General features: G+C 71.5%; 23 protein-coding genes and 2 pseudogenes. 12 read left to right on the top strand and 13 right to left on the bottom strand.

The features are described 5' to 3' along the window. Positions 1 to 47 precede the first annotated feature (47 nt). Genes ACH4S9_RS09640 through ACH4S9_RS09650 form a run of 3 tightly spaced genes read left to right on the top strand, consistent with a single transcriptional unit; the run spans position 48 to position 1,870 of the window. Entirely contained in the window at positions 48 to 491 is a 444-nt protein-coding gene (locus ACH4S9_RS09640; protein WP_311726278.1) for a DUF742 domain-containing protein, read from the top strand. Then, positions 439 to 1,053, top strand: coding sequence for an ATP/GTP-binding protein (locus tag ACH4S9_RS09645; RefSeq protein WP_311726277.1), 615 nt, complete (start codon positions 439 to 441; stop codon positions 1,051 to 1,053). Before ACH4S9_RS09640 ends, ACH4S9_RS09645 begins: the two co-directional genes overlap by 53 nt. A gap of 46 nt (positions 1,054 to 1,099) precedes the next feature. Then, positions 1,100 to 1,870 (top strand): methyltransferase domain-containing protein, encoded by a 771-nt coding sequence (locus tag ACH4S9_RS09650; protein WP_311726276.1) that lies wholly within the window; start codon positions 1,100 to 1,102, stop codon positions 1,868 to 1,870. A gap of 1 nt (position 1,871) precedes the next feature. Here ACH4S9_RS09650 and ACH4S9_RS09655 read toward each other — a convergent pair whose 3' ends face one another. Then, the gene (locus ACH4S9_RS09655) at positions 1,872 to 2,324 is read right to left on the bottom strand and encodes a DNA-binding protein (RefSeq protein WP_311726275.1); all 453 of its coding nucleotides are present in this window, start codon (positions 2,322 to 2,324) and stop codon (positions 1,872 to 1,874) included. 79 nt (positions 2,325 to 2,403) lie between these two features. On the opposite strand from ACH4S9_RS09655, the gene ACH4S9_RS09660 reads away from it, so the two are divergent. Further along, positions 2,404 to 3,522: a hypothetical protein gene (locus ACH4S9_RS09660; RefSeq protein WP_398370948.1), complete on the top strand. Its 1,119-nt coding sequence runs from the start codon at positions 2,404 to 2,406 to the stop codon at positions 3,520 to 3,522. A gap of 13 nt (positions 3,523 to 3,535) precedes the next feature. On the opposite strand, the gene ACH4S9_RS09665 is transcribed toward ACH4S9_RS09660, so the two are convergent. Then, positions 3,536 to 4,225 carry a haloacid dehalogenase type II gene (locus ACH4S9_RS09665; RefSeq protein WP_311726273.1) on the bottom strand — a complete coding sequence of 230 codons (690 nt, stop codon included), beginning with the start codon at positions 4,223 to 4,225 and terminating at the stop codon, positions 3,536 to 3,538. Between the two features lie 88 nt (positions 4,226 to 4,313). On the opposite strand from ACH4S9_RS09665, the gene ACH4S9_RS09670 reads away from it, so the two are divergent. Then, the gene (locus ACH4S9_RS09670) at positions 4,314 to 4,931 is read left to right on the top strand and encodes a CGNR zinc finger domain-containing protein (protein ID WP_311726272.1); all 618 of its coding nucleotides are present in this window, start codon (positions 4,314 to 4,316) and stop codon (positions 4,929 to 4,931) included. Between the two features lie 35 nt (positions 4,932 to 4,966). Here ACH4S9_RS09670 and ACH4S9_RS09675 read toward each other — a convergent pair. Further along, positions 4,967 to 5,929: pseudogene (locus ACH4S9_RS09675) on the bottom strand (helix-turn-helix domain-containing protein); the annotation flags it as partial. A 133-nt stretch (positions 5,930 to 6,062) separates the two neighbouring features. Between ACH4S9_RS09675 and ACH4S9_RS09680 the strand changes: the two are divergent. After that, positions 6,063 to 6,625, top strand: a pseudogene (locus ACH4S9_RS09680) (flavoprotein). A gap of 81 nt (positions 6,626 to 6,706) precedes the next feature. Here ACH4S9_RS09680 and ACH4S9_RS09685 read toward each other — a convergent pair. From ACH4S9_RS09685 to ACH4S9_RS09700, 4 genes are all read right to left on the bottom strand, one after another. Beyond that, positions 6,707 to 7,216 carry a helix-turn-helix domain-containing protein gene (locus ACH4S9_RS09685; RefSeq protein ID WP_398370951.1) on the bottom strand — a complete coding sequence of 170 codons (510 nt, stop codon included), beginning with the start codon at positions 7,214 to 7,216 and terminating at the stop codon, positions 6,707 to 6,709. Further along, positions 7,131 to 7,484: a DUF6247 family protein gene (locus ACH4S9_RS09690; RefSeq protein WP_311726268.1), complete on the bottom strand. Its 354-nt coding sequence runs from the start codon at positions 7,482 to 7,484 to the stop codon at positions 7,131 to 7,133. The genes ACH4S9_RS09685 and ACH4S9_RS09690 overlap by 86 nt, the downstream gene beginning before the upstream one ends. A 92-nt stretch (positions 7,485 to 7,576) precedes the next feature. Then, complete coding sequence (gene msrA, locus ACH4S9_RS09695; RefSeq protein WP_385340583.1) at positions 7,577 to 8,236, bottom strand: peptide-methionine (S)-S-oxide reductase MsrA; 660 nt, start codon at positions 8,234 to 8,236, stop codon at positions 7,577 to 7,579. Between the two features lie 124 nt (positions 8,237 to 8,360). Beyond that, positions 8,361 to 9,458: a hypothetical protein gene (locus tag ACH4S9_RS09700; protein WP_385340581.1), complete on the bottom strand. Its 1,098-nt coding sequence runs from the start codon at positions 9,456 to 9,458 to the stop codon at positions 8,361 to 8,363. Positions 9,459 to 9,615: 157 nt separating this feature from the next. On the opposite strand from ACH4S9_RS09700, the gene ACH4S9_RS09705 reads away from it, so the two are divergent. Then, positions 9,616 to 10,806 carry a cystathionine gamma-synthase gene (locus ACH4S9_RS09705; RefSeq protein ID WP_398370954.1) on the top strand — a complete coding sequence of 397 codons (1,191 nt, stop codon included), beginning with the start codon at positions 9,616 to 9,618 and terminating at the stop codon, positions 10,804 to 10,806. A gap of 50 nt (positions 10,807 to 10,856) precedes the next feature. Here ACH4S9_RS09705 and ACH4S9_RS09710 read toward each other — a convergent pair whose 3' ends face one another. From ACH4S9_RS09710 to ACH4S9_RS09720, 3 genes are all read right to left on the bottom strand, one after another. Continuing rightward, complete coding sequence (locus ACH4S9_RS09710; RefSeq protein WP_311726264.1) at positions 10,857 to 11,108, bottom strand: hypothetical protein; 252 nt, start codon at positions 11,106 to 11,108, stop codon at positions 10,857 to 10,859. Continuing rightward, entirely contained in the window at positions 11,105 to 11,635 is a 531-nt protein-coding gene (locus tag ACH4S9_RS09715; protein ID WP_398370956.1) for a sigma factor-like helix-turn-helix DNA-binding protein, read from the bottom strand. Before ACH4S9_RS09715 ends, ACH4S9_RS09710 begins: the two co-directional genes overlap by 4 nt. Positions 11,636 to 11,744: 109 nt before the next feature. Further along, a complete protein-coding gene (locus tag ACH4S9_RS09720; RefSeq protein ID WP_311726262.1) occupies positions 11,745 to 12,245 on the bottom strand; it encodes a MarR family transcriptional regulator in 501 nt (166 codons plus the stop codon). Between the two features lie 275 nt (positions 12,246 to 12,520). Between ACH4S9_RS09720 and ilvA the strand changes: the two genes are divergently transcribed. The 3 genes from ilvA (at position 12,521) to ACH4S9_RS09735 (ending at position 15,658) form a co-directional block, all read left to right on the top strand. Continuing rightward, positions 12,521 to 13,684 (top strand): threonine ammonia-lyase, encoded by a 1,164-nt coding sequence (gene ilvA / locus ACH4S9_RS09725; protein ID WP_311726493.1) that lies wholly within the window; start codon positions 12,521 to 12,523, stop codon positions 13,682 to 13,684. A gap of 82 nt (positions 13,685 to 13,766) precedes the next feature. Further along, positions 13,767 to 14,750, top strand: coding sequence for an ATP-binding cassette domain-containing protein (locus tag ACH4S9_RS09730; RefSeq protein ID WP_385340575.1), 984 nt, complete (start codon positions 13,767 to 13,769; stop codon positions 14,748 to 14,750). Continuing rightward, positions 14,750 to 15,658, top strand: a complete 909-nt coding sequence (locus ACH4S9_RS09735; protein WP_311726260.1) for an ABC transporter permease — start codon at positions 14,750 to 14,752, stop codon at positions 15,656 to 15,658. The genes ACH4S9_RS09730 and ACH4S9_RS09735 overlap by 1 nt, the downstream gene beginning before the upstream one ends. A 28-nt stretch (positions 15,659 to 15,686) precedes the next feature. On the opposite strand, the gene greA is transcribed toward ACH4S9_RS09735, so the two are convergent. After that, the gene (gene greA / locus ACH4S9_RS09740) at positions 15,687 to 16,184 is read right to left on the bottom strand and encodes a transcription elongation factor GreA (protein ID WP_311726259.1); all 498 of its coding nucleotides are present in this window, start codon (positions 16,182 to 16,184) and stop codon (positions 15,687 to 15,689) included. A gap of 163 nt (positions 16,185 to 16,347) precedes the next feature. Next, a complete protein-coding gene (locus tag ACH4S9_RS09745) occupies positions 16,348 to 16,761 on the bottom strand; it encodes a DUF4307 domain-containing protein (RefSeq protein ID WP_385340572.1) in 414 nt (137 codons plus the stop codon). Between the two features lie 96 nt (positions 16,762 to 16,857). Between ACH4S9_RS09745 and mca the strand changes: the two genes are divergently transcribed. Both mca and ACH4S9_RS09755 read left to right on the top strand, forming a co-directional pair. Then, a complete protein-coding gene (gene mca, locus ACH4S9_RS09750; RefSeq protein ID WP_311726257.1) occupies positions 16,858 to 17,730 on the top strand; it encodes a mycothiol conjugate amidase Mca in 873 nt (290 codons plus the stop codon). A 7-nt stretch (positions 17,731 to 17,737) separates the two neighbouring features. Continuing rightward, a complete protein-coding gene (locus ACH4S9_RS09755; RefSeq protein WP_385340657.1) occupies positions 17,738 to 17,995 on the top strand; it encodes a hypothetical protein in 258 nt (85 codons plus the stop codon). 92 nt (positions 17,996 to 18,087) lie between these two features. Here the strand turns inward: ACH4S9_RS09755 and ACH4S9_RS09760 are convergent, their stop codons facing one another. Then, on the bottom strand, positions 18,088 to 21,537 hold the full coding sequence (locus tag ACH4S9_RS09760) for a tetratricopeptide repeat protein (RefSeq protein ID WP_398370961.1): 3,450 nt from the start codon (positions 21,535 to 21,537) through the stop codon (positions 18,088 to 18,090). Positions 21,538 to 21,619 lie beyond the last annotated feature (82 nt).

Raw genomic sequence — 21,619 nt, forward strand, 5'->3', positions numbered from 1 at the left:
CCCACCACACGGGGCACAGGGCACAGGCATGTCGGAAGGGGATCGTGATGGCCGCCGGTGAATCAGTACCGCACGAGTCAGCGGACGGCGCGTGGGACCGGCCGGAGTCGGCCGGGCGCCCCTCCGCGGTCCGGCCGTTCCTGCTGACCGCCGGCCGGGTGTCCGGGAGCGGCGCCGCGCCGTCGCTCCCGGTCGAGGCCCAGGTCGTGGCGACCTCGTCGGGGCTCTCCGCCCTGCACTCGCTCACCTTCGAACACCACGACCTCGTCGCCGCCTGCCGGCGCCCGCAGTCGGTGGCGGAACTGGCCGCCCGGCTGCGACTGCACCTCAACGTGGTCCGGGTGCTGGCGGGGGATCTGTGCACCGCCGGCCATCTGGCGGTCCATGTGCCGGACGCCAGGGCGACCCAGGACATCTCCGTACTGCGAAGGGTTATCGATGGGCTCCGTGCCGTCCCCGACTCCCGGGGCAAACTCCGCGACAGCAGCTGAACAGCCGCCGCTGCCGGTCAAGCTGGTCATCGCCGGCGGCTTCGGGGTCGGCAAGACCACGGCCGTGGGCTCGATCTCCGAGATCCGGCCGCTGACCACCGAGGCCGCGATCACGGAGGTCGCGGCGGGCGTGGACGATCTCACGCACACCCCCGGCAAGACCACCACCACGGTCGCCATGGACTTCGGCTGCATCACCATCGACCCCACGCTGAAGCTCTATCTGTTCGGCACCCCCGGCCAGGACCGCTTCGGCTTCATGTGGGACGACGTGGTCGAGGGCGCCCTGGGCGGCCTGGTGATCGTGGACACCCGCCGCCTGGACGACTGTTACGCGGCGGTGGACTACTTCGAGCACAAGGACATCCCCTTCGCCGTGGCCGTCAACGCCTTCGATGGCGAGGTGCAGCACGAGCTGGACGAGGTGCGGTGGGCGCTGGACGTCTCCGAGCACGTGCCGCTGATCGTCTTCGACGCCCGGGAGCGGGGCTCGGTCCGGGACGCGCTGCTGGTCGTCCTCGACATCGCCCTGTCGCGGGCGGAGAGCGCTGCCGCGAGCTGACGCCGGGCGTCGCGTCGGTGTGGTGGTGGGGGAGGAGGATGGACGGATGACCGCCGACTCGCGTGCCCATTCGTTCAACGCCGCCGCCGCCCAGTACGCCGCGAACCGCCCCTCCTACCCGCCCGCGCTCCTGGACACCGTCGAGCGGCTCATGGACCGCCCCCTCGCGGGCGCCCGCGTCGCCGACGTCGGCGCGGGCACCGGCATCGCGACGGTCCTGCTGCGCGAGCGCGGCGCGGAGGTGATCGCCGTCGAGCCCGGCGACGGCATGGCGGCCCAGTTCCGCCGCACGCTGCCCGACGTCCCGATCGTCCGGGGCGACGGCAACGCCCTGCCGCTCGCCGACGCGTCCCGCGACCTGATCACCTACGCGCAGTCCTGGCACTGGACCGACACCGGCCGCTCCGTCCCGGAGGCGCTGCGCGTGCTGCGTCCTGGCGGCACGCTCGCGCTCTGGTGGAACACCTCGGCCCTCGACGTGCCGTGGATCGCGGCGCAGCACGAGCGCGTCGCGCGCCACTGCGGGGTGAAGCCCCCCGCCTCCTCGCCCGGGGAGCGCCCCGACGACAGCCGCGCCATCGAACTCGCCGGCCTCGCAGGCCTTGCCGTCGTGCGCCGCCACCTGCGCTGGAGCCGCGTCGTCCCGCTCGACACGCACCTCGCCAACATCTCCAGCCACTCGGCATTCCTCGTCCTCGGCGAGAGCGGCACCCGCGCCTTCCTCACCGAGGAGCGCACCCGCCTGCGGGAGCTGTTCCCCGACGAGACGGTGGAGGAGACCTATGTGGTCGACCTCCTGGTGGCCACCCGTCCCTGAGCTACTCCGAGGCTTCCGTATCGGCGGTGGCGCGGCCGGCCAGCCGCTCGTAGCGCTGCCTGGCGGCCTGCGGGGTGCCGAGCCCGAGCCCAAAGGCGATCTCCTGCCAGGTCATGCCGCGGCCCCGCGCCATCTGGAGGAGCCCGGTCTCCAGCTCGTCCATCTCCCCGCGCACCAGCGGCACCAGGCTCAACGCGGCGGTGATATCGGCCTGATCCACCTCCGGCTCCCCGTCAACCGGCCGCGCGGCCCCGGAGAGCAGGAACGACACCAGCCGGACGGCCTCGTGCGGCCCGATGACCGAGGGATGGACCTGCCGGCGGCGTTGCTCGTCGGTCGCGGCGTGCCGCTCGGCGATGCGCAGCAGGGACGCGTACACACGGTGGGCTCGCGCCTGCTCGGGCCGCGGGGGCGTGAAGGGGTCGTCGGTGTGCTGATCAGGGGTCGCTGACATGAGATCAGGATGGGGTGACGCACAGGTTGATGTCAACTATCTGTTTTAAACGAATCGTTTATAGTGAGAGGGTGTTGTCATGGGCAACGCAACAGCACACACCCTCCGCGAATTCGCGGAAACCCTGGTCCGGCTCGGTATAGCGACGGAGGAACAGGCCGCGACCGGCCTGGCGGAGGCCGAGGCGATCGGCATGGACCTCGACGAGGAGTTCGAGGACACCGACGAGCTGACGTTCCTGGTCGGCGAGTGCGGCCTCGGCTTCCAGACGCCCGAAAAGGTCTCGGGCTACCTCGAGGACGGCTACGCGGAGCTGCTGTTCGACGCGGCCGCGTGCGCCGGCGGCTCGGTGGTCGTCGACGACGTCGCACTGGTGAAGGACGAGGACGGAGAGGAGTACCTGCACTTCCGCCGCAACGGCCGGTCGATATGGCACCCGACGGAACACCTCTCCGACAGCACCCGCTACATGGACTGGAACGCGGCCTTCGACGCCATAGGCGACCTTGTGCCCGGCAACGACGACCCGCGGAGCTTCCACCAGCTGGACGAGGACTCCTACGACGCATGGTGGCTCCTGCTGACCCCCGGACAGGCCAAGGGTCTGGAGGAGTTCGGCCTCCCGATGCCCGTGGAGCTCGGCCGCTGGGTGCGCGACGGGATGCCCGCGGCGGAACCCGAGACGCCCGCCTGGTACATGGAGGACGACCGCCTCCACGCGAGCGAGGAGTCCCGCCGGTGCCTCGACGCCTGGCTGGCCCCCATGGACGCCGCACTGGACCGCTGGCGAACGGCCTACCTGCCCGACGACTTCCCCTTCGACTACTCCCTGGACTCGCTCTCGGCGCTGGAACGGCTCGTACTCGCCCGCTTCGACGGCCCCGCCGCGCTGGAGGCGGCGGTCGGAGACGAGTTCTTCGCGGGCGCGGTCAGATACGTCGGAGAGACCGCGCTGCGGCTCTGGCCGTGCCGCTGGACGTACCAGCACTCCGACGACCCCTACTCGGTCTCGGCCAACGAACCGATGATCCGTTCCAACGCCCCGGACGGTTTCGCGGGGGAGTTCTCACCCGACTACGTACTGCGGACCCTTGTGAAGGAGCGCACATCCCATGACATGCGAGAGCGCATGAGCTGCGTCGGCGAAGCGGTCGACGACTACCACAAGGTGCTCCGCGCCCGCGCCCACGGCGGCTGACCGGGGGGCAGCTTTAGATCGTGTCCAGTTGGTCGGCCAGATCGGCCAGGTCGTCGGCGTACAGGTCGAACCGGTCCGAGGAGGTGGGCGGGTCTCCGACGGGGCGGGTGACGTAGGCGGTGCGCAGGCCGAGGCGCTGCGCTCCGCGCAGGTCCCAGGCGTGGGCGGCGACCATCAGCAGCCGCTCCGGCGGTCGTCCGGAGACGGTGACGGCCAGCTGGTAGACCGCCGGGTCCGGCTTGTAGGTCCGGGCGTCCTCGGCGGACAGGGCCTGGTGCCAGCGCAGCCCGGCGTGGGCGTTGAGCCCCAGCAGCGCCGTCCGGCTCGCGTTGGAGAGTCCGATCAGCGGGAACCGTTCGGCGAGCCGGGCGAGCCCTGCCACGGTGTCGGGCCACGGCGGGAGCCGGCGACCCGACAGCGCCAGCGCCGCTACGGCGGCCGGGTCGTCGACTCCGGCGGCGTCGGCGACGAGCCGGGCGGCTTCCCGGTCCAGGGCGTCGCCGGCGAGGTAGGGCCGGCCGCCGTCGAGGATGCGACGCTGCTCGCGGTCGATGTGCTGCTGCCACACTGACAAGAGCCGCTCGGTCCTGGGAGCGTCGAGCGACGGGTCGAGTTCACGAATGCCGGCGCGGAGTCCGGCGGGTTCGTCGACGAGCGTGCCGAGCACGTCGAACACGACGGCATCGATCTCCAGCACTGACATGGGCGAGCTCTCCCGGACGAAGCTATGTAAGGGCTAAAGTGGCTGTTAACCGAACGTAGCGAGAGGTTCGCCAAGGATGCAAGTCACGTTGGACGATTACGCCTGGGCGGCGGGGGTCGCGACCGACCTGGTCAACACCACCGCCGAGGTCTGGCGCGGCGACGACCACCTGCCCGACCTGGCCGCCCTCGTCGCGTTCACCGACCTGCACGGCGACCAGTCCACAGACGACGAGGTTCCCGGCGCACTGTCCGAACTCGCCCGCCGCGCACGCACCGCCGACCTCCATGCGGTCCACGCCCTCCGGGAGACCGTGCGCGACCTGATCGATCACCCCGACCGCGCCCGCCTCATCGCCGGCGCCACCACGCTCACCTCACCCGCCCAGGGCGCCACCCTGATCCCCGACCCCGCACACGGGAACCGCACACGCTGGGCCGTCCCACTCCGTGCCGGAGCAACGATCGCCGACGCCCTCTCGCTGATCTGCGGCATTGGCATCCTCGGGGTCGTACACACCCTCGGCGAGCAGCGATTCCGCCCGTGCACCGCGCCCACCTGCCGGGGAGCGTTCATCGACACCACCCGGCCCGGCAGCCGCCGCTACTGCATGCCCGGCCTGTGCGGCAACCGCGTCAACGTCGCCAACCACCGCGCCCGCACCCGCCAAGCCCCAATACGCGACCGGCGCCCCAGCTCCGAGTAGGCCCTGCTCGGCGATGGACGTCAGCCTGGAGCAGGCCAGTCCTTCGGTATCCGCACCTTCGCGGCCTGTCGCAGGGCCTCGCCGTAGTGACGCATCTCGACATGAGCGGACACCGTGTGAAGCCTCACGTTCGTGGGGCCGAAAGACAGCCAATGCACGTCCGTGGCCTCACCCACCCGTGTTGCGTAGGACTTGGCCTCTGCGAGGTGGGCTGTCACCGCGTCTGCATCCTCGGCACGGGCAGCGATCACGCTTGCCCCGAGGTGAAGTTGCCCGGCAACCGCCTGCCTCTCCCGGGTCTCAGGGGATAGCTCCAGCAGCCCATGACCGGAAGCGACCAACCTCTGTCCGATGGTGTACTCGCCCTCCCGGAAGTAGACGAGCGCACGCATGTACTGGCGTACTGCGGACAGCAGCGGGTCGGAAGCCCTGGACGCGGCCCAGTCCATACGATCCAGAGCCACCGTCGACACGTCGTAGTAGCCCAGTTTCACGGCCAGGTCATGCGCGGTGCGGTAGGTACTCGACAGCGCAGCCCACAATACGGACGACGGGGACCGATACGCGGCTGTGGTGATCTCCGCAATCGTGTCGGGGAGATCAACAGCAGCATCGTGGAGCCTTGTAGCTCGGACCAGCTGACACAGCCCCTCGGCAGCTGCGACGAGCTGCGGAGTGGGCCGAGGCGTGATCGTAGGGTCGGCCCCCAGATCGTAGAGGTCGAGGGCTTCACGGATCGGCCGGACCAGCGCGGCCAACCGGTCTTGCTGGAGCTCGGTCACGTAGGGCTGACCGGTCAACGCCCTGACGTCGATGCTCAGGGCCTTGGCGACAGCGGCCACCAGGGCAGGGCTGGCCGGCTTGTGCCCGGACTCAACCTGGGTGAGCAGGCTGTACGAACAGGGCACCTTCTGAGCCAGCCCGCGCTGAGTCAGTCCAGTCCGTTTCCGGTGATGTGCGATCCGAGTGCCTGTGTGTTCGTCGCCGGGGAGCGGCATGCATGCCTCCCTTTCGTGACTCACTCAACGGAAACGCTACCCGCCCGGCCACGGAAGGCTACGGTGAACGGTGATCTCGGCCCCGATCGAGCAGGGTTTGCGGGTAAGGGGTGCGACGCGGTGAACTGCCGCCATGACCGCGAACCGCGTCTTGTACCTGTTGGGAAGCGCCGCACCACCCGTGCTGAACATCGCCGGCGTCATCGAGCAAGCACAGGCCGCCGACTGGGATGTCTGCCTCGGATTGACCCCCACCGCCGCACGCTGGCTCGAAGACGAGCTGCCGGCGTTGGAGGAGCGGACCGGGCACCCGGTACGCAGCCAGTACAAGCTGCCCCGAGAGCCGGACGTCTGGCCCCCCGCAGACGTCGCCGTCGTAGCGCCCGCGACCTTCAACACGATCAACCAATGGGCGCTGGGGATCACCGACAAGTTCATCGTCGGGGCGTGGCCGAGGCCATCGGCAAGGGCATCCCCACCGTGACCATGCCGTGCGTGAACGCCGCCTTCGTGCAGCACACACAGTTCGACACCAGCATTGCCACGCTGCGCGCGATGGGCGTACGCGTCCTGTACGGCGACGGTGGGTTCGTACCCAACAAGCCGGGCCAGGGCCGACCGGAAAACTATCCGTGGCACTTGGCCCTAGAAGCCGCCGCGTCAGCCGTCGGTGGGCCCGATTCCCGTGGGACATGAGCCGCCGTCGGACAGGTCACTTGGCTTGACGGCCGTGCCGACGAGCCTGTGCTGCTCTCCGGGCGTCCCCTGGGAAGGGCGTCAAGCGGCGTGCGGCACGAACGAGACCCGAGTTTCTTCCGTGTCGATTGACACGTCCAGTGCGGCGTCCAGTGCCTTGGCCAAGGTGCGTAGGAGTGGGAGCGTGGGCATGGTGCCGCCTCCTTCGAGGCGGTCGATGTCCTCCGTGGAGAGCCCCGTCCGCTCGGCGAGCGATGCCTGGTCGATGCCCAAGGCCGTGCGACGGTCGTAGACGGCCTGCCCGGGAAGAACCAACCGCCCGCCGCGTCCATGCGACGCAGGCCGCCCGGTCGGGGACCGTTGCCGAAGTCGCCGACATCGACCCCCATCCCGGCCAGGTCGGTCAGCTGCCCCGCGAGGCGCTCCACTTCGGTCACCACGTGAGCGGGGATGCCACCTGCAACGTGGGCGTGATCGGGGTCGTACTCCCAGCGCCAACCAGTGCTCACCGCGGCGGGAGGCCGAGCGCGGCGTGTGCGTCGTCCAGGATCTTGCCGATCGCGGACGCGGCGCGTCGGGCCTGCGTCGCATCGCCGGTCTCGGCGGTGTCCTCCCAGTGACGGAACTCTTTCGCGAGATTCGGCTGCCGCTGAATGTGGACGTAGACGGCCCACTGGGCGATGAACCGCTGGAGGGGGGAAAGATCGGAAGCCTGACGGGACTGATCGGCGGCCTGATCCAGCTCCCGGGTGAAGGAGGGCAGTGCGGCGGGGGCGATCTGCGCGACGGCCTGGCGGAGGGCCGTGACGGTGGCGGAGGGCTGAGGGATGAGTGGCTGCCCGGCGCTGGAGGTGGTCATTGCTGCTCCCATGGGCGAGATTCTTATCCCTGGGAGCAGCGTATCGAGTGCGGGCTCGACCACATCGCCCGAACGAGTGAGGACGCGGCCCTTCAGCTCCCAGCGGGGGCCACCCCGATCGGGCAGGAAACACCCGTGCCGCCGATGCCGCAATAGCCGGCCGGGTTCTTGTCCAAGTACTGCTGGTGATATGCCTCCGCCGCGTAGAAGGGGCCGGCGGGGAGGATTTCGGTGGTGATGTCGCCGTAGCCGGACTTGGTGAGGACGGACTGGTAGGAGGCGCGCGAGGCCTCGGCCTCGGACTGCTGCTCGGGGGAGTGGGTGTAGATCGCCGAGCGGTACTGGGTGCCGACGTCGTTGCCCTGGCGGAAGCCCTGGGTGGGGTCGTGGGACTCCCAGAAGAGCTTCAGCAGGGCGGCGTACGAGGTGACGGAAGGGTCGTAGACGACGCGGACCGCTTCGGTGTGGGCGGTCAGGCCGCTGCACACCTCTTCGTAGGTGGGGTTCTGGGTGTGGCCGCCCTGGTAGCCGACGAGGGTGGTCCAGACGCCGGGGGCCTGCCAGAACTTGCGCTCGGCGCCCCAGAAACAGCCGAGGCCGAAGTCGGCGATCAGGAGGCCCTCGGGGTAGGGGCCGGACAGCGGGTTGCCGAGGACGGTGTGGCGCTCGGGGACGGGGAATCCGGGTTCGGCTCGGCCCTTGAGCGCTTCCTCGGCGGAGGGGAGGTGGGACTTCTGGCGGCTGAACAACATCAATGGCTCCTAGGCTCCACATCGGGGAAGCGGTGGGTCGAAGCGGTCGGTGGGTCGTGGCGGCGGGGGCGCACGTCCTATAACAGGGTGGGGCGGTGGGCCATTCCAGGCGCCCCCGCACCCCTCAGCGCGGCAGCGTCGCCGGCGTGCCGCCCCGGCCCTCCCAGCCGGCCACCGCCAGCGCCCGGTAGACCGCGTACTCGGCGGCCGGGTCCGCGCCGTACGACCACGGGATCGCGCCCACGTGGCCGTCCACATGGCGGAGCTGCTCCATTGCCTCCGCGTAGCGCTCGGCGCGCACCAGGAACCAGATCAGCAGGTGGCGGACGTGGGGCTGGACCGGGTGGTCGGCCGGGGCCTCGCCGACCGCGAAGAGGGCGCCCTCGATGGCGCGGCTGACCACCGCGCTCTGGTAGAGGGTGCGCACCAGGTTGGCCTCCGGGAGGTGCTCGAAGACCGCGAAGAGGGGGAGAGCGGGGAGGAGGGTCTTGGCCGGGGCGGAGCCGGCGGCTGCGTGGCTGAAGGAGTCGGCGAGCTCCTGCGAGCCGTGCCACTTCTCGCACCAGTAGTGGAGCGCGGCGAGGTGGGCGCCCATGTGGTGCGGGGCGCGCTCGGTGACCTTGGACCAGAGCTCTTCGAAGTCGGCCTGCCGGTACGCGAGGCCGCGGGCGACGCCGAGCTCGACGATGTACGGCACCGGGTCGCCGGGGGCCAGCAGCGCCGCCTCGCCGCAGACCGTACGCGCCTCCTCCAGGATCATCCGGAAGTCGTCCGACGACGGGTCGCGCAGCGCCCGGCGGACCAGGAACTCGGCGTGCACGGCGGCCGCGCCCGGGTCCTTGGGCGCCGAGACCCGCCAGGTGCGCAGCCACATGCCGCCCTGGCCCGGCGCGTGGGCCAGCTCGAAGGCGGCGGCGCCGGCCAGCGTCTGCACGCGCTGCCAGCGGAGCTCGGAGTCCGCGTCGGTGAGGGCCAGCAGCCGGGCGGCGGGCTGCCAGTCCTGGGTGCGCTGGACCTCCTCCAGCGCCTCCAGCAGCTCGCGGTCCGGGCCGGGCAGCCGTACGTCCAGCCGGTCCTGCGGCACGAAGCCGTACGCGCCCGGGTCCGTGGCGAGCACCCCGCCGCGTTTGGCCTCGTCGGTGCCGCGGATCCGGCGCAAGGCCGGCACGACGAGGACACCGCCGATCATGACGATCGCGATGAGGAAGATCAGATTCTCCATTGTTGTCCCCTGCTGTCCCCTGCTGCTCCGGTGCTGTCCCGGCTGTCCCGTGAGAAGTCGGGCCCGGTCCCCCTAGGAGGAACGCCTGAGCTCCAGACTATGTGCCCGCGGAGTGCTTGAACCCGGTAGCACCGCGGTGGGCATTACCCTCGGCCCCATGACCGACCAGCACACCCAGCAGCCCGCCCCGCGCGACGATGCGCAGCGCGGCACGCAGAGCTTCGAGACGCTCGCCATCCACGCGGGGCAGGAGGCGGACCCGCTCACGGGTGCCGTCGTCCCGCCGATCTACCAGGTCTCCACCTACAAGCAGGACGGAGTGGGCGGGCTCCGCGGCGGATACGAGTACAGCCGCTCCGCGAACCCCACCCGCACCGCCCTCGAGGAGAACCTGGCGGCGCTGGAGGGCGGGCGGCGCGGCCTGGCCTTCGCGTCCGGTCTCGCCGCCGAGGACTGCCTGCTGCGCGCGCTTCTGGTGCCCGGTGACCATGTCGTCATCCCGAACGACGCCTACGGCGGCACGTTCCGCCTGTTCTCGAAGGTCGCGGAGCGCTGGGGCGTGGAGTGGTCGGTCGCCGACACCTCCGACCCGGCCGCGGTGCGGGCCGAGCTCCGGCCCCGTACCAAGGTGATCTGGGTGGAGACGCCCAGCAACCCGCTGCTCGGCATCACCGACATCGCCGCCGTCGCCGACATCGCCCGCTCCGCCGGGGCCCGGCTCGTCGTCGACAACACCTTCGCCAGCCCCTATCTCCAGCAGCCGCTCGCGCTGGGCGCGGACATCGTGGTGCACTCGACGACCAAGTACATGGGCGGGCACTCGGACGTCGTCGGCGGCGCGCTGGTGGTCTCCGACCCCGCCCTCGGTGACGAACTGGCCTTCCACCAGAACGCGATGGGCGCCGTCGCCGGGCCGTTCGACTCCTGGCTGGTGCTGCGCGGCGTCAAGACCCTCGCCGTACGGATGGACCGGCACAGCGCGAACGCCACCCGCGTCGCGGAGCTGCTGGTCGCCCACCCCAGGGTGACCGAGGTCTTCTACCCGGGGCTGCCCGGGCACGCGGGGCACGAGGTGGCGGCCAAGCAGATGCGGGCCTTCGGCGGCATGGTCTCCTTCCGCGTCGCGGGCGGCGAGCAGGCGGCGGTCGACGTCTGCGACCGGGCGCGGCTGTTCACGCTCGGTGAGTCGCTGGGCGGTGTCGAGTCGCTGATCGAGCACCCGGGCCGGATGACGCACGCCTCGGCGGCGGGGTCGGCCCTGGAGGTGCCCGCCGACCTGGTGCGTCTCTCGGTGGGCATCGAGGCGGTGGACGATCTGCTGGCGGATCTCAGTCAGGCGCTGGCCTAGGGCTTGGATTCTGGCTGGATTTGGGCCCTCGCCAGGCTCTCAGCAGGCCCTCACCAGCCTTCGACCGGCGGGCTGGTGTCGGTCGGCGGCATCGTCCACGGCTGGACGATCGCCGCCCACACCGCGAAGGCGATCACCGCGGCGATCAGCAGGACCCAGCCGGCGGCCCGTACGGCGCGGAGGCGGCGCAGCATCCGCCGCCCCCGTGTCGCCGCCCGGCCGGGCAGGTCCGGGGGCACCGCCGGATAGGGGCCGTCCAGCATCCGGCGGACCTCGTCCTCCTTGCGGTCGGGGAAGCTCATGCCGGGGCCTTCGCGTCCCCGCGGCGCACCGCGGCCCCGGGCGCGGGCGCGGGCGCGGCCCCGGGCGCGGCCCCGGGCGCGGGCGCGCCCGGCGGGCGGCTGCGCATCAGCGTCACCGAGCGCGTACAGATCGCCCGTACCCGCTCGACCGGCAGCCCGAGGGCGGCCGCGGCCTGCTCCTCCGCCACGCCCTCATGCAGCCGTAACACCAGCACCAGGCGCTCCTGGGGGGTGAGCCGCCCCAGGAGGCCGCCGCGGGGGCGGCGGTAGCGCCAGGCGCGATGGGCGAAGAGGGCGGCGAGTTCCCCGCGGGTGCGGTCGTACGGGTCCTCCCCGCGCAGCCGGTCCCAGCGGGCGTAGGTGCGGGCGAGCGCGGTGGTCAGCAGGCGCTCGGCGTCCTTGGATTCCCCCGGTGGTTCCCCCGTCAGCAGTGTCGCCGCATGCAGCAGCCGACCGCCCGCCCCCGCGGCGAACGCCGCGAACTCCCGGGCCCGGCGGCTCTCCCGTGCTGCCCGCCTCTCGCGCACCAGCCCTCCGCCTCCTGCCCCCTTTGGGACACGGGTCCCTTTCAGGACACGGCAGTCACGGCCATCCGGTCAAGAGGCGTGACGTCAGGGCGCGTTGGGCCGGGAACCCCTAGGAGGCGGACGCCGCCTGGGGCACGGGGGCGTGCGCGGCGGCCAGCGCGACGTTGAAGCGGCCGAGCAGGTCGCAGAAGATGTCCCGCTCCTCCGCGGTCCACCCGTCGGTGACCTGCGCCATCAGCGCGCGCCGCGAGGACCGCACCTCCTCCAGGCGGGCCTTGCCGCGCGGGGAGAGCTGGAGCACGACCGCGCGGCCGTCCTCGGGGTGGGAGGTGCGCTTGACCAAGCCGGAGTCGACCAGCGGGGCGACCTGCCGGGTGACGGTGGACGAGTCGATGCCCATGCCCGCGGCGAGCGCCTTGACACCCATCGGCCCTTCCTGGTCGAGCCGGTTGAGCAGGAGATACGCGGCGCGGTCCATGGAGTTGCGGGCCTGTCCGACGCCGCCGAGGCGGGTCTGTTCGGCGCGCCGGGCGAAGACCGCGACCTGGTGTTGCAGGAGGTCGAGTACGCCGGTGTCGAGGTGGGTCGTCATGTCCGATTGGGTGGGCATGGACTAAGGCTCACTTCATGCGGTGGTCTGTGGGATGGGGCACAGAGTACGCGGCTGGGGGCCCGCCCGTACGGGGGCTGCAGAAACCTGCCGCCTCGATCCGGCCCTCCCTGGTGCACGTGGGGCGAGCTGCGAGACTTGGGACCATGGCCCCACGCACGACCCCCGCTTCCGGTACCTCTTCTTCCGGTATTCCGCAGTCCGCTTCCGGAGTCCCGGCTTCCGGTGTCCCGGCGTCCGCGATCACGCTCGACGAGGTGCGCGCGGCGCAGAAGATGTTGTCGGGGGTCTCCCGGGTCACCGCGCTCGAAGGCAGCCGCTATCTGTCCGGCCTGGTCGGTGCTCCGGTCCATCTGAAGTGCGAAAACCTCCAGCGCACGGGCTCCTTCAAGCTGCGCGGCGCCTATGTGCGGATCGCCGGGCTCAGCCCCGAGGAGCGGGCCGCGGGCGTGGTGGCGGCCAGCGCCGGGAACCACGCGCAGGGCGTCGCGCTGGCCGCCTCGCTGCTGGGCGTGCGCTCGACCGTCTTCATGCCGCAGGGCGCGCCGCTGCCGAAGATCGCGGCCACCCGGGACTACGGCGCGGACGTGCAATTGCATGGCCAGATCGTGGACGAGACGATGCGCGCCGCACAGGAGTACGCGCGGGAAACGGGCGCGGTCTTCATCCACCCCTTCGACCACCCGGACATCATCGCGGGGCAGGGCACGGTGGGCCTGGAGATCCTGGAGCAGTGCCCCGAGGTGCGCACGGTCGTGGTGGGCGTCGGTGGCGGCGGGCTCGCGGCGGGGGTGGCGGTGGCGGTGAAGGCGCTGCGGCCGGACGTGCGGGTGGTGGGGGTGCAGGCGGCGGGCGCCGCGGCGTATCCGCCCTCGCTGGCCGCCGGGCACCCGGTGTCGATCGAGTCGCCCACGACGATGGCGGACGGGATCAAGGTGGGGCGGCCGGGCGAGGTTCCGTTCCGGATCGTGGACGAGCTGGTGGACGAGGTCCGTACGGTCTCCGAGGACGCGCTGGCCGGCGCGCTGCTGCTGTGCCTGGAGCGGGCGAAGCTGGTGGTCGAGCCGGCCGGGGCCAGCCCGGTGGCCGCGCTGCTCATGGAGCCGGAGGCCTTCGAGGGGCCGGTGGTGGCGGTGCTCTCGGGCGGCAATGTGGACCCGCTGCTGATGCAGGGCATCCTGCGCCACGGCATGGCCGCGGCCGGGCGCTATCTCTCGCTGCGGCTGCGGCTGACCGACCGCCCGGGGGCGCTCGCCACGCTGCTGGCGGCGCTGTCGGCGGTCGACGCGAATGTGCTGGACGTGGGCCATGTACGGACCGATCCGCGGCTCGGGCTGGCCGAGGCGGAGGTCGAGCTGCGCCTCGAGACGAAGGGGTCGGAGCACTGTGACGAGGTGCGGGCGGCGCTGCGCGAGGCGGGCTACACGGTGATCTCGTAGAGGTTTTCCACAGGCATGGACAGGCGGGGTAATTCGGGCGAAAGTTAGATCCTTCTATGAACACGCCCGATGGGGGACGCATATGCCAGGCGCCATCTATGCCGAAGGTCTGGTGAAGACCTTCGGCGATGTAAGAGCTCTGGACGGGGTCGATCTCGATGTACCGGAAGGGACCGTGCTCGGGCTGCTCGGGCCCAACGGGGCGGGGAAGACCACCGCGGTGCGCGTGCTGACCACCCTGCTCCAGCCGGACAGCGGTGCGGCGCGGGTCGCGGGCGTGGACGTGTTGCGCTATCCGAACGAGGTGCGCCGCTCGATCGGGCTGTCCGGCCAGTTCGCGGCGGTGGACGAGTATCTGACCGGCCGTGAGAACCTGCGCATGGTGGGCCAGCTGTACCAGATGAGCGCGCGGGAGGCGAAGGCGCGCGCGAGCGAGTTGCTGGAGCGGTTCCATCTGAAGGACGCGGCGGACCGCGTCGCCAAGACATACTCCGGCGGGATGCGCCGCCGCCTGGACCTGGCGGCCGCCCTGGTCGTCAGCCCGCCGGTGATGTTCATGGACGAGCCGACCACCGGTCTCGACCCGCGCAACCGGCAGGCGCTGTGGGAGGTCATCCAGGAGCTGGTGGCGGGCGGCACGACGCTGCTGCTGACCACGCAGTATCTGGAGGAGGCCGATCACCTGGCGGACGACATCTGTGTGATCGACCACGGCCGGGTGATCGCGCGCGGCACCTCCGACCAGCTCAAGGCCCGCACGGGCGGGGAGCGGGTGGAGGTGGTGGTCCATGAGCGGCCCCATATCGAGGTCGCGGAGGAGGTGCTGCGGGGCTTCGGCAAGGGTGAGCCGGCCGTGCAGCGGCACACCCGTAAGGTCACCGTGCCGGTCGTCGGCGGGGCCAAGCTGCTCGCCGAGGTGATCCGGGAGCTGGATGCGCGCGGGGTGGAGATCGACGACATCGGGCTGCGCCGCCCGACGCTCGACGATGTCTTCATCTCGCTCACGGGCCATGGCGCCGAGGGCGACGGGGCCGAGGGTGACGCGTCCGATGAGGAGGTCCAGTGATGGCCCAGGGACATCGCCCAGCGCTGGCTGGGGGAGAGACAACACCGGAGGCGGCTCCGGCGCGGGGGACCCGCGTCGCCGTGTCCCCCCGGATCCGGAGCGGGCCCGTTCAGTCGGTCCGCGACTCGCTGGTCGTCGCCCGTCGGAATCTCATCCGTATGATGCGGATTCCCGAGGTGGTGGTGTTCGGCCTGGTGCAGCCGATCATGTTCGTGGTGCTGTTCAGCTATGTCTTCGGCGGCGCGATCATGGTGCCGGGGCAGACCAGTGCCGACGCGAATGTGTACCGGGAATTCCTGATGGCGGGGATCTTCGCGCAGACCGTCACCTTCGCGACGGCGGGCGCGGGCGCCGGGATCGCCGACGATATGCACAAGGGCCTGATCGACCGCTTCCGCTCGCTGCCGATGGCCCGCGGCGCGGTGCTCACCGGCCGTACGCTCGCGGATCTGGTGCAGACGGCGCTGACGCTGGTGGTGCTGGCGATCGTCGCGGTCATCGTGGGGTGGCGGGTCCACGACGGGGTGCTGAAGGCGCTGGCGGCCTTCGGGCTGCTGCTTCTGCTGGGATACGCCTTCTCCTGGATCGGCGCGCTGATCGGGCTGTCCGTGCGGACCCCCGAGGCGGCCACCTCCGGCGGGCTGATCTGGCTGTTCCCGCTGACGTTCATCTCGAACGCCTTTGTGCCCTCCAGCAAGATGCCCGCCTTCCTGGGGCACATCGCCGACTGGAATCCGTTCAGCGCCACGGTGCAGGCGAGCCGTGAGCTGTTCGGCAATCCCGAGGGGCTGGTCTCGGACGCCTGGCCGATGCAGCACCCGGTGCTCGCCTCGGTCCTCTGGTCGACCCTGATCATCCTGTTCTTCCGGACGCTGGCGGTCCGGAAATACCGCTCGGCGACCGCCTGAGGGAGGCGGCCGCCGAGATCGGGGCGGTTCAGCTCTGGTAGGGCTTGGCCTCAAGGATCTTCACCGACGCGGTGCGACCGTTGGGCAGCTCGTACGAGGCGTCCTGGCCGACCTTCTTACCGTTCACACCCGAGCCCAGCGGGGACTGCGGCGAGTAGGTCTCGACGTCCGAGCTCGCGTACTCGCGGGAGGCGAGGAGGAAGGTCAGGGTGTCGTCAGGGTCGCCGTCGAAGGCGATCGTGACGACCATGCCCGGGGCCACCACACCGGTGTCCGCGGGGGCCTCGCCGACCTTCGCCTGCTGGAGCAGCTGAGTGAGCTGGCGCACGCGGAGCTCCTGCTTGCCCTGCTCCTCCTTGGCCGCGTGGTACCCGCCGTTCTCCCGCAGGTCACCTTCCTCGCGGGCAGCCTCGATCTTCTTCGCGATCTCGACACGTGCGGGACCCGACAGGTACTCCAGCTCGGCCTTGAGCTGGTCGTACGCCTCCTGGGTCAGCCAGGTGACGTTCTCGCTGGTCTGGGTCACAGGTGCTCCTCGTCGGTGCTGGGAATACAAATGAACGCCCTACTCAGAAGGGTGCGCCTTCAAAGCCGGGCGAAACCACGAGCCTAACAATTCCGGGTCGAAACGGGGAGGAGGATTGTGGGCGTAATGCGTACGAAACGCGTCAGCGCAGGTCGGGCGGGGCTCAGCCGCCCGACACAGGGTCGCAGCCGACAAGCTCGGCGGTGGTAGCCCGTCCTGTGGTGCGGACCGTCACGACCTTGACCGTGTCTCCCTGGCCCTTGCCGAAGGTGAAGTCCTTGCGACCCACCTCGGCGTGATCCGCGTCCAGGGTGCGGAGGGTGCACACTCCGGTGGTGCCCGTGTCCTTGGTGATCTCCAGGCGCACCTCGACCGCGTCGTCGGAGACCACCTTGAAGGCGATCACCCGGCCGCTGATCTCCTGCTGGCCCGTAATGTATGAGTAGCCGAACCAGGCGATCATGGCGAGGAACCCGGCGCCGAGCACGGCACCCAGGATCTTCAGCTTGCGGTCGGCACGCTGGTCCGCCGACCGGCCGTAACGCCCGTCCGGCAGCCCCTCACGCACCGTGGCCATGATCGTTCCTCCTGGTTGGCGGACGCGGAATTATTCGCCCCCGGTTTGGGTCACTATAGAAGCCGTCTTCCACGACGAATCACCGAGGATCGAGAGTTGACTGATCAGCTGCGTTTGATGGCCGTCCATGCCCACCCCGACGACGAGTCGAGCAAGGGCGCGGCCACCATGGCCAAGTACGTGTCCGAGGGGGTGGACGTGCTGGTCGCGACCTGCACAGGCGGTGAGCGCGGGTCCATCCTCAACCCCAAGCTCCAGGGGGACCCCTACATCGAGGAGCACATCCACGAGGTACGCGCCAAGGAGATGGACGAGGCGCGCGAGATCCTCGGGGTCAAGCAGGAGTGGCTGGGCTATGTGGACTCCGGGCTGCCCGAGGGCGACCCGCTGCCGCCGCTGCCCGAGGGCTGCTTCGCGCTCCAGGACGTGGACGAGGCGGCGGGGACGCTGGTCAAGCTGATCCGCGAGTTCAAGCCCCATGTCATCACCACGTATGACGAGAACGGCGGTTATCCGCACCCCGACCACATCATGACCCACAAGATCTCGATGGTGGCCTTCGAGGCCGCGGGGGACCCGGAGAAGTACCCCGAGGCGGGCGAGCCGTGGCAGCCGCTGAAGCTCTACTACAACCAGGGCTTCAACCGGCCGCGCACCGTGGCGCTGCACGAGGCGCTGCTCGCGCGCGGCCTGGAGTCGCCGTACGGGGAGTGGCTGGAGCGCTGGAAGGAGTTCGAGCGGGCCGAGCGCACCCTGACCACCTACATCCCCTGCTCCGAATTCTTCGAGATCCGGGACAAGGCGCTGATCGCGCACCGCACCCAGATCGACCCCGACGGCGGCTGGTTCCGGGTGCCGATGGACATCCAGAAGGAGGTCTGGCCGACGGAGGAGTACGAGCTCGCCAAGTCGCTCGTCGACACTTCCCTCCCCGAGGACGACCTCTTCGCGGGCATCCGCAACAATTGAGCTCATGATGAGCGCGACCAGCACCCTCGCCGCAACACAACTCGTGTCGCTCGCCAAGGAGCTCGACGAGAACAAGGTGACGCCGGGCGTCCTCGGCTTCATCGTCTTCGCAGTGATCGGCGGCGCGGTGTGGCTGCTGATGAAGTCCATGAACAAGCACATGAAGAAGGTGGACTTCGAGGAGGAGCCGGAGGCCGGGGAGACCCCGGCCGCCGCATCCTCGAAGGGAGCCCGGGGCGGCACCACGGGCGAGCGCACGGCCTGACGGCCGCCCTCCGGACCCGCCGCCCCTGGAGTGGCACCGGTGACGCGCGTGGCACCTGTGACATAGGGCGCCTTGTGTCATGGATCACCGTGTCATAGGTCACCCCGGTCGCCCTGGTCGTCGTGGTCACCTCGGTCAGCGGAGCCGTACGGGGCGTCCTGAACCTCCGCCGCAGCCGGCAGGACCGCCATGATCTCGCGCGCGTGGCGGCTCGGCACCATGCCGAGCTGCCATGCCTGCCATCCCGTCTCCGGCTCCACGCCGCGCTCCAGCACCAGCGTGAACGCCTCCGCGCACCCCTGGAGCCGGGCGTCCCCCGCCCAGTCGGCCGACCGCACCTCGCCCAGCAGCTCCATCAGCTCCTCCTGGGCCACCGCCGTGCCCACGACCGAGCCGCCCGCCGAGGCGAACGGGAGCAGCGTGCAGCGCAGGAACCGGGCCCAGCTCTCGCCGCGCCGGTCGCCGTATCCCGCGAACAGCCGTGCCGCCTCGTCCACCAGATCCAGCGCCTGCGACGCCCGGCCGTTTCCCGCGTCGATCACCGCCAGCTCCACACAGGACCACGCCTCGCCATGGGCCACCCCCACCCGGTGGAAGTCCTGCCGCGCGTCCTGGAGCAGCTGCCGGGCGAATCCGCTGTTGCGCAGCGAGCCCGTCTGCGCCGCCCGCAGATCCCGGGTGACCCGCGCCGAGTGGTGACGGGCGCAGGCCAGCCCGTACACATCCCTCATCCGGCTGAACATGGTGCGGGCCCGCTCCAGGTCGCGCACCGCCGAGTCGTGGTCGCCCCGCTCCTCCAGCGCCTGGCCCAGGTAGTACAGCGTCCACGCCTCGCCCCGCGCGTCCTCGTTCTCCCGGTGGCGGGACAGGGCCTGGCGCAGCCGGTCGACGGCCGCCGACGCATCCCCGGCCACCAGCCGGGCGCGGGCCAGCTGCGTCAGCGCCCACGCCTCGCCGCGCTGGTCGTGGGTGCGGCCATACGCCTCCAGCGCCTCGCGCAGCTCCCGCTCCGCGCGCGGCACATCGCCCATGCGCAGACACGCCTGGCCGAGCTGGAAGTGCGCCCACGCCTGGCCGTGCACGCTCTCGCTCTCCCGGTGCAGCTCCAGGGCCTCGTCCAGCAGCGCCAGCGCCTCGGCGAGCCGCCCCCGGTCGCGCTCCACCGCGGCCAGCGCGTGCATCGTCCACGCCCGGTCCGCGCGCAGCTCGCCGGCCGCCTGAAGCTCCATCGCCTCGGTCAGCTTCGCCGCGGCCTCGGTGAGATTGCCCTGGTGGTGCAGGGTGATGCCCAGGCTGCACAGCGCCCGGGCCGCGCCCGCCTCGTGCTGCGCCTCGAAATACAGGTCGACCACCGAGGACAGGGTGGTGCGGGCCTGGTCGAGCTCGCCCAGCTGCCGGGCCGCGATGCCGGTGCGCCACTGCACCGAGCGCATCAGCAGCCCCTGGTCGACGGCCTGCGTCAGCTCGCTGATCTCGCCGAGCCGGTACAGGTCGCCGCGCAGCAGGCAGTAGTCGCACAGCGCGCCCAGCAGATGCAGCACCGCGGACTGGTCGACGCCCTCGGCATGGCGCAGGGCCGCCGTGATGAAGCTCGACTCGTCGTCCAGCCAGCGCAGCGCCGCGTCCAGGGAGGTGAAGCCGTGGCCTCCGGCCGCGCCCCGGGTGAACATGTCGGCGCGGGTGGAGGTCTTGCCGTCGACCATCCGGATCACCGAGTCGGCCAGCTCCGCGTAGCTGCGGATCAGCCGCTCCTGGGCGGCGGTGCGCCGGGCCGGCTCCTCCTCGTCCATCAGCCGGCCGTGGGCGAAGCCGCGCACCAGGTCGTGCAGCCGGTAGCGGGTGCCGCGGACGTGCTGGATCAGCCCGGCGCGGGCCAGCGCGTCCAGATGGCGGACCGCCTCCTGGTCGTCCGTCTCCAGCAGCGCGGCCGCGGCGGCGGCGCCCAGGCTGGCCCGCCCGGCCAGCGCGAGACGGCGCAGCAGCCGCCGGGCGCCCTCGGTCTGGTCGGTGTACCGCAGCCACAGCGCCCGCTCGACGGGGCCCACCGGGCCGTATGCCTCCAGCGCGGTGACCAGGGCGCCGGGGGTGCGGAGGCCGAGCGAGGAGCCCGTGATGCGCAGCGCCAGCGGCAGCCGGCCGCACAGCTCGGCGATCCGCTCCACGGACTGCCCGTCATAGGGGCCCGCGCCCGTGGGCTCCTCGGCGGAGGCGCGCAGCAGTTCCTCGGCGCCCGGCTCGTCCAGCGGGCCCACCTCCAGCCGGTGGACCCACGCGGCCAGCTCGGGCGGCAGCGCGAGCGGGGCGCGCGAGGTGACCAGCACCAGGCTGTCGGACCGCTCCGGGACCAGGGTGCGCACCTGCTCGGCGTCGCTGGCGTCGTCCAGCACGATGGTGACCGGCAGCCCGGTCAGATGCTGGTGGTAGAGCTCGGTGAGCCGCCTGATGTGCTGCTCCTGGGCCGACCGCTCCCGGAACAGCAGCTGGTCGCGGGGCGCGCCGAGCCGGTTGAGCAGGTGCAGCAGCGCGTCTCGGGTGGGCAGCGGGGCCTGGTCGTGGCTGTCGCCGCGCAGATCCACCAGACACGCGCCGCGGAACTGGTCGCGCAGATGGTGCGCCGCCCGCACCGCCAGCATCGTCCGGCCCGACCCGGGCGGGCCCTCCAGCAGCACCACCGTCGGTCTGGTCTCCGTGCTCGCCCGCGCCTGCTGGACCCACTGGGCGATCTGGGTGATCTGCGCCCGGCGCCCAGCGAACGGGCCGTCCGCCTCGGGGAGATGGCCGAAGGACTGCTCCAGCACGCTGCGCCTGCGGGCCGCCTGGCTGCGGTCGGCACCGCGCAGCCGGGGCGCCTTCCCGGCGCGGCCCCCGGAGCCCAGACGGCTCGCGCCGCCCCCGGCCGAACCCGAACCGCCGCTCGCCCCCGGGCCGCCGCCCGAGCCGGACCCGGCGCCCGCCGCGGAGCCGGAGACCCGGTCGGTCCCGCTGCTTCTCCGCGTGGCGGCCGTCGTCATCCGATGCCGGTCGATGAACGGCCGGATGCCGCGCACCTCCACGGCCGTGAGCCACTGGAGCCTCAGCTGCTCCGCCCCGCCCGGCTGGTTGCGCAGCGCGGCCCGGCGGTGGGCGGCCGGCCAGTGGCCCGCCGTGAGCCCCACGACCGCGGCCGCCGAACCGGCCACCGCCGCGGTCACGCCCGCGCCCAGCGCCGTGCCCACCGAGGTGCCCCAGGAGAGGTCCGCGCCGATGGCCCCGGCCGCCGCGGCCGCGGTGGCCAGCATCGGCGTGCCCAGCTGCCGGCGCGTCAGCCGCGACGACAGCGGCCTGCTCTCCGCCTCCGACTCCTCCAGCGCGCGCACATACGCCCCGTACTCCTCGGCCGCGGTGGCCGCCATGCCCTCCATCGCGGCCCGCGCACGGCCCAGCAGCACCCCGCCGTTCGTCCGCCCGCCGGAGCGCCGCACCTCCTCCTCGACGGCGCGCGCGAGCAGCCGCTCGATCTCTCCACGATGACTGTCCCGCAGCGCGGTCGGTGATCCCGGCATCTTCGTCCCCCTCCTGCCAGCACCAAGTGTTCCGTTTCTGGCTCATATCCGGCAGGCCTGTGGATAACTCGCTTCGGACGTG

It is taken from the genome of Streptomyces sp. NPDC021225 (assembly GCF_044332865.1).
Classification (GTDB): Bacteria; Actinomycetota; Actinomycetes; order Streptomycetales; family Streptomycetaceae; genus Streptomyces.

What these genes read in the sequence shown, in the direction of transcription:
- ACH4S9_RS09700 (WP_385340581.1), bottom strand. Translation starts at nt 9,458, where the DNA reads ATGGAGAATCTGATCTTCCTCATCGCGATCGTCATGATCGGCGGTGTC.
- ACH4S9_RS09665 (WP_311726273.1), bottom strand. Translation starts at nt 4,225, where the DNA reads ATGTCAGTGCTGGAGATCGATGCCGTCGTGTTCGACGTGCTCGGCACG.
- ACH4S9_RS09745 (WP_385340572.1), bottom strand. Translation starts at nt 16,761, where the DNA reads ATGGCCACGGTGCGTGAGGGGCTGCCGGACGGGCGTTACGGCCGGTCG.
- ACH4S9_RS09690 (WP_311726268.1), bottom strand. Translation starts at nt 7,484, where the DNA reads ATGACCACCTCCAGCGCCGGGCAGCCACTCATCCCTCAGCCCTCCGCC.
- msrA (WP_385340583.1), bottom strand. Translation starts at nt 8,236, where the DNA reads ATGTTGTTCAGCCGCCAGAAGTCCCACCTCCCCTCCGCCGAGGAAGCG.
- ilvA (WP_311726493.1), top strand. Translation starts at nt 12,521, where the DNA reads ATGTTGTCGGGGGTCTCCCGGGTCACCGCGCTCGAAGGCAGCCGCTAT.
- ACH4S9_RS09755 (WP_385340657.1), top strand. Translation starts at nt 17,738, where the DNA reads ATGAGCGCGACCAGCACCCTCGCCGCAACACAACTCGTGTCGCTCGCC.
- ACH4S9_RS09735 (WP_311726260.1), top strand. Translation starts at nt 14,750, where the DNA reads ATGGCCCAGGGACATCGCCCAGCGCTGGCTGGGGGAGAGACAACACCG.
- ACH4S9_RS09760 (WP_398370961.1), bottom strand. Translation starts at nt 21,537, where the DNA reads ATGCCGGGATCACCGACCGCGCTGCGGGACAGTCATCGTGGAGAGATC.
- ACH4S9_RS09685 (WP_398370951.1), bottom strand. Translation starts at nt 7,216, where the DNA reads ATGCGACGCAGGCCCGACGCGCCGCGTCCGCGATCGGCAAGATCCTGG.
- ACH4S9_RS09710 (WP_311726264.1), bottom strand. Translation starts at nt 11,108, where the DNA reads ATGAGCTTCCCCGACCGCAAGGAGGACGAGGTCCGCCGGATGCTGGAC.
- ACH4S9_RS09655 (WP_311726275.1), bottom strand. Translation starts at nt 2,324, where the DNA reads ATGTCAGCGACCCCTGATCAGCACACCGACGACCCCTTCACGCCCCCG.
- ACH4S9_RS09645 (WP_311726277.1), top strand. Translation starts at nt 439, where the DNA reads ATGGGCTCCGTGCCGTCCCCGACTCCCGGGGCAAACTCCGCGACAGCA.
- ACH4S9_RS09660 (WP_398370948.1), top strand. Translation starts at nt 2,404, where the DNA reads ATGGGCAACGCAACAGCACACACCCTCCGCGAATTCGCGGAAACCCTG.
- ACH4S9_RS09650 (WP_311726276.1), top strand. Translation starts at nt 1,100, where the DNA reads ATGACCGCCGACTCGCGTGCCCATTCGTTCAACGCCGCCGCCGCCCAG.
- ACH4S9_RS09730 (WP_385340575.1), top strand. Translation starts at nt 13,767, where the DNA reads ATGCCAGGCGCCATCTATGCCGAAGGTCTGGTGAAGACCTTCGGCGAT.
- ACH4S9_RS09720 (WP_311726262.1), bottom strand. Translation starts at nt 12,245, where the DNA reads ATGCCCACCCAATCGGACATGACGACCCACCTCGACACCGGCGTACTC.
- ACH4S9_RS09640 (WP_311726278.1), top strand. Translation starts at nt 48, where the DNA reads ATGGCCGCCGGTGAATCAGTACCGCACGAGTCAGCGGACGGCGCGTGG.
- ACH4S9_RS09705 (WP_398370954.1), top strand. Translation starts at nt 9,616, where the DNA reads ATGACCGACCAGCACACCCAGCAGCCCGCCCCGCGCGACGATGCGCAG.